A 15,083-nucleotide genomic window follows, 5' to 3' on the forward strand; every position below is an offset into this window, starting at 1 on the left:
CACCGGCTACCGAGCGGGTAGCGGCAGGCAGCGGTCCGTTGCGATGATCTTGGCGGCGTGAGCGGTACGGGCAGCCTGCGTCCCAAACCGAACGCCGGAGGACCTGGAGCGCGCCCCGTATCGAGGCGACGGAGGGATCGGCGGACACCGACACCATGCAAGATCGAGGTTAGGGTTCTTGGATGCTGCTGACGATCCTTGGTGGATGCGGTGCGTGGCCGGGGGCGGGCCAGGCCTGCGGCGGTTACCTGGTGGAGCACGAGGGGTTCAGGCTGCTCGTCGACCCCGGGTACGCGACGGTGCCGCGGCTGCTGGAACGGATCACCGCCGATCAGGTCGACGCGGTGTTCATCAGCCACGGACATCCCGACCACTGTGCCGACCTGAACCCGCTGTTGCGTGCGCGTGCGTTGCGTGATGACCCGCCGGGGCCGCTGCCGGTGTATTCGCTGCCCGGCGCCCTGGATGCGGTGCTCGCGCTGGACCGGCCGGGGATGCTGAGCGACGCCTACGTCCTGCACGAGTTCATCGCGGGAGACCGGCTCGCCATCGGCCCGTTCCGCGCGCGGACCCGTCTGCTGCCGCACTCGGTGCCCAATGCGGGCATACGGCTGACAGCGGGCGGGCGAGTGCTCGCCTACACCGGGGACACCGGTCCTAGCCCCGATGTGGTGGATCTGGCGCGTGACGCTGACCTGCTCCTGGCCGAGGCCACATTCGCGGACCAGGTGCCGCAGGGTATGCGGCGCCACCTGTCGAGCGCCCGCCAGACAGGTCGGCAGGCCAAGGAAGCCGACGCCCGGCACCTGTTACTGACTCACCTGCAGCCGGACACAGACGCCACAGCGGCGCGAGCCGCTGCTGAGGCCGAGTACGACGGCGAGATCGGCATCGCCACCTCCGGTCTCACCATCGATCTCTCCTGAGCAAGCCTTCCTGGGGTTCCGACCACGGTGACGCCGATGCGGCATGGGATGTGCGCGCCGCGTCCCGGCGGTGCCGCGCTGTCTCGGCTCCTCGGAGGGTGCGGTTTTCCGCAGATGGGGTCGGCGGCGCACCGCATTCCGCCGCGAAGCCGATCTCCATAGCGTTGAGCCCATGATGCAGACGACGATGAACGTGCTGGTGGCGACGGCTGTTGCGGCGGGCGGCCAAGGAGTGGACGTGCGCGCCGATCTGGAGAAGATCGTGGCGGGCGACGGGGCGACGGCCGCCCTGGCGCGGGTCTCCGGCGGTGGCCGCACCTGGGCGGGCGCCGCGGGCGTACGCGACCTCCAACGCGGGGGACGCCCGTCGCCCAACGGCTATTTCCGGATCGGCAGCGTCACCAAGACCTTCGTCGCGACCGTGGTGCTCCAGCTCGTGGACGAGGGCGAGCTGCGGCTCGACGACCCCATCGAGCAGCACCTGCCCGGCCTGGTGCCGGGCGGCGAGCAGATCACGGTCCGCCGGCTCCTCAACCACACCAGTCACCTGTACGACTACATGAGCGAGCCCGGATACTCGACCAACCGCTGGCGCGGCGACGCCCGGTTCCGCTCCTACCAGCCGCGCGAGCTGCTCAAGGTGGCCTTCGCCAAGAAGCTCCCCGACGACGGCAAGTGGCACTACTCCAACACCAACTACGTGGTGCTCGGACTGCTGGTGGAGAAGCTGACCGGCAACCCCTACGGCGAGGAGGTCAAGCGCCGCGTCCTCGACCCGTTGAAGCTGCGCCGCACGCTGGTGCCGGGCAACCGGGCGGGACTGCCGTCGCCGCACGCCAAGGGGTACGAGCCGATGCCCGAGCTGGTGGACGCGACGCGGATGAACCCCTCGCTGGACTGGGCGGCGGGGGAGATGATCTCGACTGCGGCCGACCTGGAGCGGTTCATGTCGGCGCTGCTCGACGGCAGGCTGATCAGCGAGTCGTCGTTGCGGGCCATGCGTACGACGGTCGAGACGGGAGCCGGGTTCGGCTACGGGCTCGGACTGCAGGCCTACCGGCTGCCGTGCGGAACGGTGTGGGGACACAGCGGCGAGCTGATCGGGTATCTGACGTTCGCGTTCCGTTCGGACTCCGGCAAGTCGATGACGCTGTCGATCAATCCCTCGACCCGCAACCCGTCCACCGCGGAGGTGATGGGCATCGCCGTCAAGGTGTTCTGCGGGACGGCGGACCAGCGGCGCGGCTGACGTACGACCGCCGTGCGGTGGAGGCGACGTGCCTCCGGCTCTGCTCACAGGCGGGGTGCCGGCGCGCCGATGGCGGCCAGGAGCTCCTCGGCCTCGCGCCGGTGCCGCTCCGCCCGCTCGTCGCCCTGCCGTGCGAGGGCGTGGGCGAGCGTCCATTGCGCGCGGGCGTACTCCAGCCGCTGCCCGGACCGGGCGGCGAGTTCCAGCGCCCGTTCGCACGCCTCGGCGCAGCGCCGGTCGTCGCCGGTGGCGAGGTGGAGGGATCCGAGCAGGGTGTGCAGCCGCGGCAGGTTCAGCGGGTTGGCCGTCAGCGCCAGCTCCAGGGCCCGGTTCGCCTCCGCGAGCGCTTCGTCGTGCCGGCCCTGGCGGTGGCGCGCCTCGGCGTAGCCCAGCAGCACCTCGTCCAGGTCGGTGCCGGTGCGCCGGGCCAGCTCCAGTGCGGCGTCGAGGTGGGCGAAGGCGTCGCCGGTCCGGCCCAGCTCCAGCTCGGCGCCGGCGAGGCCGGTCAGCGAGGCGATCTGGCAGCGCTGGTTGTCGACGTCCTCGGCGATCTCCAGGCTCCGGGTGAAGGACGTGACGGCCTCCCGGTGGTGGCCGGCCTCGCGGTGCGTCCAGCCGAACGTCTCGTGCGTGACCGCCTCGGCGTAGCGCAGGCCCGCGGCCTCCGCCACCGCCAGGGCTTCGCGCAGCGACTCCAGCGCCTCCGCGAAGCGGGCCTGCTTCTGGTGCACGAGCGCCAGGTTGACCAGGGTCAGCGCCAGCACGTGGCGGTCACCCGTCCCTCTGGTGAGAGGGAGGCCGGCGAGCAGGCTCCGCTCGGCCTGCCGGAGCTGGGCGAGCATGAGATGGGCCGAGGCCAGGTTGTTCAGGCCGCGGGCCTCGCCCCGCTCGTCACCCAGCATGCGGTGGATCTTCACCGCCCGCCGGTAGTGCGGGATGGCCTGGCCGGGCTCGCCGAGCTGCTTGAGCACGACGCCGCAGCCCTGCAGCGCCAGCGCCTCTCCATGCGGCCACCTCGCCTGGCGGGAGAGCATGAGCGCCCGCCGGTGGTGGCCCATCGCGCCTTTGAAGTCGGCCAGGCGCCAGCGGAACAGGCCGATCACCTGGCACATGGCGGCCTGCCCGCCCAGGTCCCCCTCCTGCTCGGCGGCGGCCAGTGAGATCTCCGCGAGCCGCAGTCCCTCGCCGCGCGTCCGCAGGTGCTGCATGACGTCCGCCAGCGCCGCCACGAGGAGCCAGGCGTACGGGCGCGGCCCCTCCGCGGCGGCGTGGGAGATCGTGGCCGCGAGGTTGTCCCATTCGCGGCCGAGCCAGTCGAGGGCCTCGGCCCCGTCGCGGAAGGCCGTGGGAGTCACGTCGGGGAGGGCCTGACCGTGCGGCGGGGCCACGGCCCGGAACCCGGCGGCCGACGCGGCGGCCTCGGCCGTGCGCAGGTAGTAGGCGCACAGCCGCTCGACGGCGGCCCGGCGTTCCTCGGGGGAGTCCTCGGCGAGGCCGCGCTGCGCGGCGTACTCCAGCACCAGGTCATGGGCGGCGTAGCGGCTCAGGGCGGTCTCCTTGACCAGGTGGATCCGCGCCGCCGCGTCGAGCGACCGCCGCGCGCGCTCGCCGCTCGTGCCCGCCAGGGCCGCCGCGGCCGCGGTCGAGACGGTGGCCACCGGCGCCAGGCCGAGCAGCCGGAAGACCCGCCGGGCCGCCTGTGGCAGCGCGTGGTACGACAGGTCGAGCGCCGCCCGTACGGCGACGCTCTCCTCGCCCTCGACCCGCAGCCGCGCCAGCCGCCCGTGATCGGCGAGCTCGCGTACGTAGTGGCCGATCGTCCGGTGCTCGTGCTCGCCGATCCAGGACACGGCGATGGACAGGGCCAGCGGCAACCGGCCGCAGAGCGTCACGAGCCGCGCGGCCGCCTCAGGCTCGCGGCGCAGGCGATCCTCGCCGACGCGCTGGGCGACGAGTCGCAGCGCCTCCTCACTGGTCAGCACGTCCAGGGTGAGGCGTTCGACCCCGTCCAGCGCGACCAGGCCTGGCAGGCTGTCCCGGCTGGTGATGAGGGCGAGGCAGCCGGGACCTCCGGGCAGCAGCGCGCGGACCTGGTCCGGCTCGGCGACGTCGTCGAGGACCACGAGCAGGCGCCGGTCGGCCAGCAACGACCGGTACAGCGCGACCTGGGCGTCAAGTTCGACCGGGATGTCCGTCACGGCCTGGCCGAGCCCCTGCAGCAGCAGGGGCAGCGCCTCGGCCGCCCGCATCGGCTCCCGCTGGTCGAAGCCGCGCATGTCGAGGAAGAGCTGCCCGTCGGGGAAACGCCCGCTCTCCTGACGGGCCCAGTGGACGGCCAGCGCGGTCTTCCCGACGCCGGCGGGGCCTGTCACGATCAGGGCCCGGCCCTCGGCCATGCGCGACAGCTCCGCCGACCGGCCGACGAAGTGGCCGGTGCCGGGCGGCAGCTGACGCGGGACGAGGGCCGGCGCCGGCGCCGGCTCCGGGGGATCGTTCTGGAGCAGCCGCTGGTGCAGCCGCTGGAGTTCCGCGCTCGGCTCCACCCCGAGTTCCCGTACGAGCCGCGCCCGAAACGTCCGGTACACCTCCAGGCTCTCCGGGACCCGCCCGGCCTCGTGCAGCGCGCGCATGAGCAGGCCGTGCGTGCGTTCGCGCAGCGGCTGCTCGGCGGCGAGCCGCATCAGCGAGGTGCCGGCCTGGTGGCCGCGACCCAGCTCCAGCAGCGCCGCGGCCCTGCCTTCGATCGCCTCGTACCGCAGTTCCTCCAGCCGGTAGCGCTCCGCCTGGGCGGCGGGGCCGCTCAGTTCCTGGAAGGGTTCGCCGCGCCAGAGCGCGAGAGCGCGCTCGTAGCGGGCGACGGCGGCCTCCCCGCTCTCCCCGCGCGCCCGCTCCACCAGCGCGGTGAACTCCTCGGCGTCCACGTCGGCGGCGTCGGCGGGGATGAGGTATCCCGGGCTGCGCGTGACGACGGTGTCCGCGCCGAGGGCCCGGCGCAGCTCGGTGACCAGCCCGCGCACCCGCGCGGGGGCGCTGGGCGGAAGGGCCTCTCCCCAGAGGTGATCGGCCAGCCGCTCGACGGACACGACGCGGCCGAGGTCGAGCAGCAGCGCCGCGAGCAGCGTGCGCTGCCTGCCCGTCAGGTGGACGGCCCGGCCGCCCACCACGCTTTCCGCAGTGCCGAGGAGGAGGAATCGGAGGTCGGCGGAGGGCACCCGTCAGACGCTAGCCGATACGTTTCCCGCACGTCCTGAACTCCGCCCATACGGGATCCATGCGGAAATCATGCCGGTGACTGCCACGGTGTGGCCGATCCCTCCGAGAGATTGGCGGACGCGGCGATGAGGCCACGACTCAAGAACACGGCCTGGGAGCGGGTCGGGGACGAGCTGCGGCTGGTGAACGACCCACGCGACCAGTTGATGATCGCCGACCCTGACGGGCTGGTGGAGAAGCTGCTCCAGCTGCTGAGCGAGGGCGGCAGGACCGTCGCCGGGCTCGCCGGCGAGCTGGGGCTCGACGAGGCCGACGTGCGGGCCGCCGTCGAGGCGTTCGACGCCCAGCGGCTGCTGGAGGACGGCGACCGCCTCGGCAGGCTGGAGCCGGACGCCGCCGAGCGGTACTTCAGCAACCTCGCCTTCTTCGAGTCGTTCGGCACGCTGGAGCACAGCCGCGAGGACCTGCAGGAACGCCTGCGGCACGCGCACGTGCTCGTGCTCGGCACCGGCGGGCTCAACTCCAACACGATCCCGCACCTGGCCGGGCTCGGCGTGGGCACGATGACCGTGCTCGACCGGGACGCCGTCGAGCCGCGCAACTTCGCCCGCCAGTACCTGTACCGCTGGGCCGACATCGGCGCGCGCAAGGCCGAGCGGGCCGCGGAGTGGATCAGGGCGTTCGACCCGGGCATCCAGGTCGAGGCGATCGACGCCGACCTCGAGGGGCCCGAGCAGCTCGCGCAGCTGGTCCGCCGCATCGGCCCGGACGTCGTCGCCTCGGGTGTCGACCGGCCGAACCGGATCGACCTCTGGGTGAACGAGGCGTGCGTACGCGCCGGCGTCCCCTTCGTCCGCGGCGGCATGGCCGTCACCACGGGGACGGTGTGGTCGGTGCACCCGGGGGTCAGCGCCTGCCGCGCCTGCGTCCCCGCCGACCCGGCGAACCCGGCCGACTTCCCCGACCCCGACGACCCGGAGATCGCGGGTGCGATCGCGGCGAACCGGCTGTTCGCCCGCCTGCCGCGGCCCAACCGCGGCATCGGTCCCGTGGCCGGGCTGCTCGGCGCGTTCGGCGCGTTCGAGGTGCTCCGCTACCTGACCGGTTTCGAGCCGCCGGCGTACGCCGGCCGGCCGCTCACCGTCGACTTCGCGCGCGGTTGCGCGACGAGCCAGACCGAGTGGCCACGCGACCCCGACTGTGCCGTCTGCGGAGGGAGGTGATCCTTGTGAAGCTCGAGATCAAGCGCATCGAGAACACCCGGCTGACCCAGCTGGTCCACCCGGACTCCTGATCCGGGCGAGGGGCCGCGCTCCGGCGACGCCGGAGCGCGGCCCTCCCACGTCGGTGCCGTCCTCGGTTGGAGACAGACAATGGCCACCTCTACGGATGAGGAACTGCGTGCCCGAGCGGCCCGCCTGACCGTCGCCCACGACGGCGAGGCGTGGATCCTCGGCCGGCCCGAGCTGGGCGTCTTCGTCGCGGTGCCGGAGCCGGGCGCCGTCTTCGTCACCACGCTCCAGGAGACCGGCTCGCTCGACCAGGCCACGGCGCGGGCCGGTGACGTCGCCGGGGAGCCGGTGGACGGAGCGGACTTCCTCGACGGGCTCACCGCCGCCGGGCTCCTCGACCCGCCGGGGGAGCAGCCCGACCCGCGCGGCCGGGTCAAGTGGATCGAGGGAGTGAGCCCGGGGGCCGCGGCCCGGCTGTTCGGGCCCGTCGCCTGGTCCTGCTACGGGGCCGCCGCGGTGCTCTCCGCCGGGCTCCTGCTGTTTCGGCCCGAGCTGCGCCCGTCCTGGCAGGACGCCTGGTTCCTGCCCAGCCCCGGGCTCTCGGCGTTCACCTGGCTGCTGCTCGCCATGGCGTGCGGCGCCGTGCACGAGGCCTGGCACTGGCTGGCCGGCCGCGCGATCGGCGTGCCGGCCGTCTTCCGGGTGAGCCATCGCGGCCTGTACGTGGTCTACGAGACCGACCTCACCCAGATCGTGACGGTGCCGCGCCATCGCCGCCACGGCGTGTACCTCGCCGGGATGGCCGTCGACGTCGTGCTGCTGGCGGCGTCGCTGGGCGCGCGGCTGCTCGGCGTGGGCGGCGTCGCCGGCGACTTCCTCGCCGCCGTCTCGCTCCTCCTGGTCGTCAACCTGGTCTGGCAGTGGGCCGCGCTGCCGCTGCGCAGCGACGCGTACGCGCTGCTGGCCAACGCGCTGCGCTGCCACAACCTCTACCGGGCGACGTGGCTGACGGCCAAGTCCCGGCTGTTCCGGCTCAGCCCGCCCGAGGCGGACGAGCTGGCGCAGATGTCGGAGCGCGACCGGAGCGTGGCCCGCTGGTTCGTGATCCCGTACGTGGCCGGGATCGCCGTCATGGGCTGGATGTTCGCCACCGTCGTGCTGCCGCTGGTCGTCTCCCTGGGGCGATGGGGGCTGGAGCGGCTCGCGAGCGGCTCGGTCACCTCGGCCGGCTTCTGGGAAGCGCTCGCCGTGGCCGTCTACATCGGCGTGCAGCTCTGCGTGCCGCCCGCTCTCGCCCTGCGCGAACGCCGGCTGCGCCGCTCCGGCCGGCTCCTCTGAGAGCCGAGCGGCGGGCGCGTGGGTAAAGAAATCGCTCGCCGATCCCCGCCTGTGCAGGGGATCGCGTTGCGGAGGGCAGACCCGCGCTTGCATCTCTCTGTGAGGTTCGCTTACCTTCGAGGACTTAAGGCGTACGCCAGGCAGGCGCAAGCATGTCGCGTGACGTCTCCACATTGCCGAGACCGTGTCTCACCAGCATGAACCGCATGTGTCGAGGTGGGACGCGGCCGCCGAGTCCGCGATCTCGCGGAGCCGGGGACCCATGTGTTTCCGGGGTGAATCGGCGTGCTCCACGCGGGCGCGCCGTAGGGCACTTCCACGCCCGAACCCGTCAGCTAACCCGGTAGGCGGCAGGGAAGCAAGGAGCAATCCCCGTAATGCCCAAGCACACCTTCGTTCGTACCCTCATGCCCGCGAACCTCTCCAGGCTCGCCGTCGGGATGAGCGTGGCCGCCGGTGCCGTTCTCGCCGCCGGCCCGGCCTTCGCCGCCGACCGTGACTCCCAGGAGCAGGCCCGGAAGCCCGCGACCCAGGCGAGCGCGCAGACGGTGCTGCGGATCGCCGAGTCGCAGCTCGGCGTGACGGAGAACGCGGCCGGTGGCGGTACGCCGTTCCACAGCTGGTACATGTCTTCGCAGCGGGCCAAGGAGACCATCGCTCGTGACGGCGGCAGCGTGCAGGCGTACGCGAACGCCCCGTGGTGCGCCATGTTCGTCTCCTGGGTCGGCGAGAAGGCCGGCGCCCGGCCCACCGTCGGCTGGGACGCCTACACCGTCACCTACGCCAAGTGGTTCCAGGACAACAAGCGCTGGGGCACGCTGGCCAAGCCCGGCGCCGTCGTCTTCTACGACTGGAACGGCGGGAGCACCTCGGGCATCGACCACGTGGGCCTGGTGAAGCAGGACAACGGCGACGGCACGATCACCGCGATCGAGGGCAACACCGGCAACGGCAAGGTCGAGCAGCGGATCCGGCCCAAGTCGCAGGTCGTGGGCTACGGCTACCCCGACTACCGCGCCTGACGGAGCTGGGAACGCGCCCCCACCTCGGATGGGATCCGGGAGCGGGGGCGCGTCCGTGATCGGTGACGGGCGCCGGCTCACGTACGGGAGACGGTGGCCTCGTCGCCGGCCGGCGCGGCGGCGCGGGTGCGCAGGGTCGCGGCGGCGATCAGAGCGCCGGCCAGGGCGATGGCGGCGGCTCCCACGAAGGCGGCGGAGAAGCCGTCGGTGAGGGCCGGCAGGTCGCCGAGCCGGCCGGCGCCGTTGGCGGCGGCGACGGCGGTCATGGCGGCCAGGCCGAGCGCGGAGCCGACCTGGTAGCTGGTGTTGACGATGCCGGAGGCCAGGCCGCCTTCCTCGGGGCGGGCCGAGGAGATGGCGGTGCCGAGGGAGGGGATGAAGGCCAGCGACATGCCGAGGGCGGCGACGAGGCCGGCGGGCAGGACGTCGGTGGCGAAGCCGCCGTCCGGGCTGATCAGCGACAGCCAGGCCATGCCGGCGGCGAGCAGGAGCAGGCCGCTGACGGTGGTGGCCTTGGGGCCGAAGCGCCCGATGGCGCGGGGCGCCAGGACGATCATGCCGATCATGATGAGCACGGTCATCGGGAGCAGCGCGGCGCCGCTGGGGAAGGCGCCGTAGCCGAGGACCTGCTGCAGGTAGAGGTTGAGGAAGAACCACATCGGGATCCACGCGCCGCCGAGCAGGAACTGGGTGAGGTTGGCGGCCGACAGGCCGGGGGTGCGGAAGATGGACAGGCGCATCAGCGGTTCGCGGCGGCGGGCCTGGATGGCGACGAACGCGGCGAGCAGCACCACGGCGGCGGCGAGCGTGATCCAGGTGCCGGCCGAGCCCCAGCCGATCTCGGGGGCGCGGACGACGCCGTAGACGGCGGTGCCGAGGCCGAGGGTGACGGTCAGCGTGCCGAGCACGTCGATGGAGCCGCGCCGGGCGGGGGCGGCGGGCATCAGCGGGCCGGTGGCCAGGAGCGCGACGACGGCGATGGGGATGTTGATGTAGAACACCCACGGCCAGCTCAGGTATTCGGTGATGAGGCCGCCGAGGAAGACGCCGGCGGTGCCGCCGGCGGGGGCGGCGGCACCGTACAGGGCGAGGGCCTTGGTCAGCTCCTTGGGGGCGTGGCCGAACAGCATCATCAGCAGGGTGAGCGCGGACGGGGCGATCAGCGCGGCGCCGACGCCCTGGACGGCGCGGCCGGTCAGTTCGACCCACACCTCGGGCGCGAGGCCGGCCAGGAGTGAGCCGGCGAGCAGGATGAGCCAGCCGGCGCCGAACAGCCGGCGGGCGCCGAACAGGTCCGACAGGCGGCCGCCGAGCAGGAGGAGGCCGCCGAAGGCGACGACGTAGGCGTTGAACACCCAGGACAGGTTCTCCTGGGAGAAGCCGAGGTCCTGCTGGATGCGGGGCAGGGCCACGCCGATGATCGACGTGTCCATGATGACGATGAACTGGGCCATGGCGATGAGCGCCAGGGCGGTCCAGCGCCGGGGGGATGGTGCGGACATGGGTGTCTCCAAAAGTCAGGGTACCCCGGTGGGGTATGAGGAGCGATGGCTAATGAATACCACTGGGGGGTATCTGTCAAGTTCGGATCGGCGTCCATGCGGGCGATCACGGAGGCGGGGCCGGCGGTTCTGTGGGGCCCGCGGCGCAGGCCGCCGCGTTTGTCAGAAATACCATAGGGGGGTATGGTGTTGTTCCGGGCAAGCGACCGAGAGGGGAGTGGACATGGCCGGATACACCCACAGCAAGCAGGACCATGCGATGCGCCTGCGCCGTATCGAGGGGCAGGTCCGCGGCCTGCAGCGGATGGTCGAGGACGACAAGTACTGCATCGACATCCTGACGCAGGTGTCGGCGGCGACCAGCGCGCTGAAGTCGTTCTCCCTGTCGCTGCTCGAAGAGCACCTGGCCCACTGCGTCGCCGAGGCCACGCAGAAGGGCGGGCCCGAGGCGGAGGCCAAGGTCAAGGAGGCCTCCGACGCCATCGCACGGCTTGTTCGTTCCTGACCGACCGGATTGATCGAAGGAGAGATCGACATGAGCACCGCCACCTACACCGTCAAGGGCATGACCTGCGGCCACTGCGTGAGCTCCGTCAAGGAGGAGGTCGGCGAAGTCGCCGGTGTCACCGAGGTCGAGGTGGACCTGGCGACCGGCCTGCTGACCGTGAACAGCGACGGCCCCGTCGACGCGGCGAAGATCGTCGCCGCGGTCGAGGAGGCCGGTTACGAGGTGGCGAAGCCGTGAACACCGCGGTCAAGCTCGGTTCGTACGTCCTGGGCCTGGCCGTCGTCTTCGGCGGCGCCCTGGGCGTGGGCAAGGCGGTCGGCCCGGTCGAGGCGCCCCCGGCCGAGGACCACGCCGCCATGACGGCGCCCACCGCGAGCGCGAGCGCGGCCCACGGGGAGCACGCCACGCAACCGCAGGCGAAGGACGATACCCCCGGGGGGCTCCAAGTGTCCGAGAACGGCTACGCCCTCAACCCGCTCACCGCGACGATCAAGCCCGGTGAGCCCACCGACTTCCGCTTCGCCGTCACCGGACCCGACGGCAAGGCGGTCACCGGCTACCAGGTCCAGCACGACAAGAAACTGCACCTGATCGTCGCCTCCCGCGACCTGAAGACCTTCCAGCACGTGCATCCGGAGATGGCGCCCGACGGCGTGTGGTCGGTCAAGCTGACCCTGCCCAAGGCCGGGCCGTACCGCGCCTTCGCCGACTTCGCGCCCACCGGCGGCGAGGCCCTGACCCTGGGAGCCGACCTGGCCGTGGCCGGCGACTACCGGCCCGAGGCGCTGCCCGCGCAGAGCCGCACGGCGACGGTCGACGGCTACGAGGTCACCCTGGACGGCGACCTGACCCCCGGGCAGTCCAGCAGGCTCACCCTCAAGGTCAGCAAGGACGGCGAGCCGGTCACCGACCTGCAGCCCTACCTCGGCGCCTACGGCCACCTGGTCGCCCTGCGCGCCAGGGACCTGGCGTACCTGCACGTCCACCCCGACGGAGAGCCCGGCGACGGCACGACCAAGCCCGGCCCCGAGATCGTCTTCTACGCCGAGGTGCCCAGCACCGGCGACTACCGCCTGTTCCTCGACTTCCAGCACAAGGGCGAGGTCCGCACGGCCGACTTCACCCTCGGCGCGGGCGAGCGGCCCCAGGTGGCGGCCTCCGAGCCCACGCCCGAGCCGAGCAAGCACGGCGACGACGGCCACGGCCACTGACGGAGAGGAAGGAGAACGGTGATGTCCCAGGTCGCCGATGACCGGCAGAACGCCGTCGAACTCTCGATCGGCGGCATGACCTGCGCCTCGTGCGCCAACCGCATCGAGCGCAAGCTGAACAAGATGGACGGCGTGACCGCGACGGTCAACTACGCCACCGAGAAGGCGAAGGTCACCTTCCCCGAAGGCATCGACCCCCAGCAGCTCATCAGCGAGGTGGAGAAGGCCGGATACACCGCGGCCCTGCCCGCCCCGCCCAGGACCGAGAGGGAGGGGACAGCCGGGCAGGAGCCGGAGGACGAGCTGCGGCCCCTGCGTCAGCGCCTCATCACCTCGATCGTGCTGGCCGTGCCGGTGATCGCGATGGCGATGATCCCGCCGTTGCAGTTCACCAACTGGCAGTGGCTGTCGCTGGTGCTCGCCGCGCCGGTGGTGGTCTACGCCGGCTGGCCGTTCCACAAGGCCGCCTGGACGAACCTGCGTCACGGCGCCGCGACCATGGACACGCTGATCTCGATCGGCACCATCGCCGCGCTCGGCTGGTCGCTGTGGGCGCTGTTCTTCGGCAGCGCCGGCACGCCCGGGATGACGCACCCGTTCGCGTTCACCATCGAACGCAGCGACGGCTCCGGCAACATCTACCTGGAGGCCGCCGCCGGCGTCACGGCGTTCATCCTGGCCGGCCGCTACTTCGAGGCGCGCTCCAAGCGGCGGGCCGGGGCGGCACTGCGCGCGCTCATGGAGCTGGGCGCCAAGGACGTCGAACTGGCCGACGGCCGGCGCGTCCCGGTGGAGCAGCTCAAGAGCGGTGACCGGTTCGTCGTCCGGCCCGGCGAGAAGATCGCCACCGACGGCGTCGTCGAGGAAGGCGCCTCCGCCGTCGACGCCTCGATGCTCACCGGCGAATCGGTGCCGGTCGAGGTGCGCCCCGGCGACCCCGTCACCGGCGCCACCGTGAACGCGGGCGGCAGGCTCGTCGTCCGCACCACCCGGGTCGGCGCCGACACCCAGCTCGCCCAGATGGCCAAGCTGGTCGAGGAGGCCCAGACCGGCAAGGCGCAGGTGCAACGGCTGGCCGACCGGATCTCCGGCATCTTCGTCCCGATCGTGATCGCGCTGGCCCTCGGCACGCTCGGCTTCTGGCTGGGCACCGGCGACGGCGTGGGCGCGGCCTTCACCGCCGCGGTGGCGGTGCTGATCATCGCCTGCCCGTGCGCGCTGGGGCTGGCCACGCCGACCGCCCTGCTGGTCGGCACCGGGAGGGGCGCCCAGCTCGGCATCCTCATCAAGGGTCCCGAAGTGCTGGAGTCCACCCGCAGGATCAACACGGTCGTGCTGGACAAGACCGGTACCGTCACCGAGGGCAAGATGACCCTCACCTCCGTCCACGTGGCCGAAGGCGAGAGTGAAGAGGAGGTGCTGCGCCTGGCCGGCGCACTGGAACACGCCTCCGAGCACCCGATCGCCCAGGCCATCGCCAAGGGTGCCGCTGCCCGGGTTGGCGAGCTCCCGTCTCCCGAGGACTTCGCCAACGTCGAGGGCCTGGGCGTGCAGGGCATCGTGGACGGGCACGCGGTCCTGGTCGGCCGCCCCCGCCTGCTGGAGGAGTGGTCCCAGCACCTGCCCGCCGGCCTGGAACGGGACCTGCACGATGCCCAGGCCGCCGGCCGCACCGCCGTGGCGGTCGGCTGGGACGGCAAGGCTCGCGCCGTGCTGGTGGTGGCCGACGTGGTCAAGCCGACCAGCAAGGAGGCCATCGCCCAGCTCCGGGCTCTCGGCCTCACCCCGGTGCTGCTGACCGGCGACAACGAGGCCGTCGCCAAGACGGTCGCCGACGAGGTGGGCATCGACGAGGTGATCGCCGAGGTGCTGCCCGCCGACAAGGTCGACGTGGTCAAGACGCTGCAGGCCGAGGGCAAGGTCGTGGCCATGGTCGGCGACGGCGTCAACGACGCCGCCGCCCTCGCCCAGGCGGATCTGGGCCTGGCCATGGGCACCGGCACCGACGCCGCCATCGAAGCCTCCGACCTCACCTTGGTGCGCGGCGACCTGCGGGTGGCGGCCGACGCCATCAGGCTGTCCCGCCGTACGCTGTCCACGATCAAGGGCAACCTGTTCTGGGCCTTCGCCTACAACGTGGCCGCCCTGCCGCTGGCCGCGCTCGGCCTGCTCAACCCGATGATCGCGGGCGCCGCGATGGCGTTCTCCAGCGTCTTCGTGGTCAGCAACAGCCTGCGGCTACGCCGCTTCAAGTAGAACCTCGGTGCTGGATCGGCCGCGCGGCTTGCCGACCACCTGATCGAGGGTCCTGCTTCGAGCACCTTTTCATCGGGCCGTCCGGGTGAACCCCACGATGGCAAGGGAAGGGGACGGGTGTGCGCGGGGATGGCCGCCGGCGGTGGGGCCCGGGTGAGGCCTGCGTTCCGCTGACGACTGTGCACGGCCAAGATCATGGCCCGCGGGCCGATCAGGGTCGAAGGGCCCTATCACTGTTCCTGGCCGGCATGGACTGTGGAGAAGAGGAAGCCTCCTGAGGAGGTGGGGAGAGTGATGTACGGCGATGGCGGCGGCTGGATCTGGGTGATCTTCATGTCGTTGCTGTGGATCGTGTTGATCGGCCTCGTCGTGTGGGCGGTGATCCGCCTCACGCAAGGCGGGTCGTCCGGCGGCCGCTACGGCGGGCACCCCCGCGAGCACGGGGAGAGCCCGGAGGAGATTCTCGACCGTCGCTACGCCTCCGGCGAGATCGACGCCGAGACCTATACCGAGGCCCGCGAACGCCTGGCCGCCCACCGCCCGAGGGCCCGGTGAACGGACTCCGTGGCGGCCCGGTACAGGGGTGATGGGTGCGGCATCGGGCGAGCGGCGTGCGCGCCGCCTGC

12 protein-coding genes and 1 riboswitch are annotated in these 15,083 nt (G+C 72.4%); of the genes, 10 read left to right on the plus strand and 2 right to left on the minus strand.

Features of this window, described 5'->3' with window-relative positions; all coding sequences use genetic code 11:
• Positions 1–182 precede the first annotated feature (182 nt).
• Positions 183–926, plus strand: a complete 744-nt coding sequence (locus tag Nocox_RS20415) for an MBL fold metallo-hydrolase (RefSeq protein WP_020543475.1) — start codon at positions 183–185, stop codon at positions 924–926.
• A 172-nt stretch (positions 927–1,098) separates the two neighbouring features.
• A complete protein-coding gene (locus Nocox_RS20420; protein ID WP_157383084.1) occupies positions 1,099–2,175 on the plus strand; it encodes a serine hydrolase domain-containing protein in 1,077 nt (358 codons plus the stop codon).
• Positions 2,176–2,219: 44 nt separating this feature from the next.
• Here the strand turns inward: Nocox_RS20420 and Nocox_RS20425 are convergent, their stop codons facing one another.
• Entirely contained in the window at positions 2,220–5,387 is a 3,168-nt protein-coding gene (locus tag Nocox_RS20425) for an AfsR/SARP family transcriptional regulator (RefSeq protein ID WP_084685685.1), read from the minus strand.
• Between the two features lie 126 nt (positions 5,388–5,513).
• On the opposite strand from Nocox_RS20425, the gene Nocox_RS20430 reads away from it, so the two are divergent.
• The 3 genes from Nocox_RS20430 to Nocox_RS20440 all read left to right on the plus strand — a co-directional run bounded on the left by Nocox_RS20430 (position 5,514) and on the right by Nocox_RS20440 (position 8,980).
• Positions 5,514–6,611, plus strand: coding sequence for a HesA/MoeB/ThiF family protein (locus tag Nocox_RS20430; protein ID WP_020543478.1), 1,098 nt, complete (start codon positions 5,514–5,516; stop codon positions 6,609–6,611).
• Positions 6,612–6,761: 150 nt separating this feature from the next.
• Complete coding sequence (locus Nocox_RS20435; RefSeq protein WP_020543479.1) at positions 6,762–7,958, plus strand: hypothetical protein; 1,197 nt, start codon at positions 6,762–6,764, stop codon at positions 7,956–7,958.
• A 218-nt stretch (positions 7,959–8,176) separates the two neighbouring features.
• Positions 8,177–8,323, plus strand: a riboswitch (cyclic di-AMP (ydaO/yuaA leader).
• A 12-nt stretch (positions 8,324–8,335) separates the two neighbouring features.
• Positions 8,336–8,980, plus strand: a complete 645-nt coding sequence (locus tag Nocox_RS20440; protein ID WP_020543480.1) for a CHAP domain-containing protein — start codon at positions 8,336–8,338, stop codon at positions 8,978–8,980.
• Positions 8,981–9,057: 77 nt separating this feature from the next.
• On the opposite strand, the gene Nocox_RS20445 is transcribed toward Nocox_RS20440, so the two are convergent.
• Complete coding sequence (locus Nocox_RS20445; protein ID WP_020543481.1) at positions 9,058–10,482, minus strand: MFS transporter; 1,425 nt, start codon at positions 10,480–10,482, stop codon at positions 9,058–9,060.
• Between the two features lie 223 nt (positions 10,483–10,705).
• Between Nocox_RS20445 and Nocox_RS20450 the strand changes: the two genes are divergently transcribed.
• The 5 genes from Nocox_RS20450 to Nocox_RS20470 all read left to right on the plus strand — a co-directional run bounded on the left by Nocox_RS20450 (position 10,706) and on the right by Nocox_RS20470 (position 15,012).
• Positions 10,706–10,987 carry a metal-sensitive transcriptional regulator gene (locus Nocox_RS20450; RefSeq protein WP_020543482.1) on the plus strand — a complete coding sequence of 94 codons (282 nt, stop codon included), beginning with the start codon at positions 10,706–10,708 and terminating at the stop codon, positions 10,985–10,987.
• 30 nt (positions 10,988–11,017) lie between these two features.
• Complete coding sequence (locus Nocox_RS20455; protein WP_020543483.1) at positions 11,018–11,227, plus strand: heavy-metal-associated domain-containing protein; 210 nt, start codon at positions 11,018–11,020, stop codon at positions 11,225–11,227.
• Entirely contained in the window at positions 11,224–12,201 is a 978-nt protein-coding gene (locus tag Nocox_RS20460) for a hypothetical protein (RefSeq protein WP_020543484.1), read from the plus strand. Before Nocox_RS20455 ends, Nocox_RS20460 begins: the two co-directional genes overlap by 4 nt.
• A 21-nt stretch (positions 12,202–12,222) precedes the next feature.
• Positions 12,223–14,457, plus strand: coding sequence for a heavy metal translocating P-type ATPase (locus tag Nocox_RS20465; RefSeq protein WP_020543485.1), 2,235 nt, complete (start codon positions 12,223–12,225; stop codon positions 14,455–14,457).
• A gap of 294 nt (positions 14,458–14,751) precedes the next feature.
• A complete protein-coding gene (locus tag Nocox_RS20470) occupies positions 14,752–15,012 on the plus strand; it encodes an SHOCT domain-containing protein (protein ID WP_020543486.1) in 261 nt (86 codons plus the stop codon).
• Positions 15,013–15,083: the final 71 nt, after the last annotated feature.

It is taken from the genome of Nonomuraea coxensis DSM 45129, from assembly GCF_019397265.1.
Lineage (GTDB): Bacteria > Actinomycetota > Actinomycetes > Streptosporangiales > Streptosporangiaceae > Nonomuraea > Nonomuraea coxensis.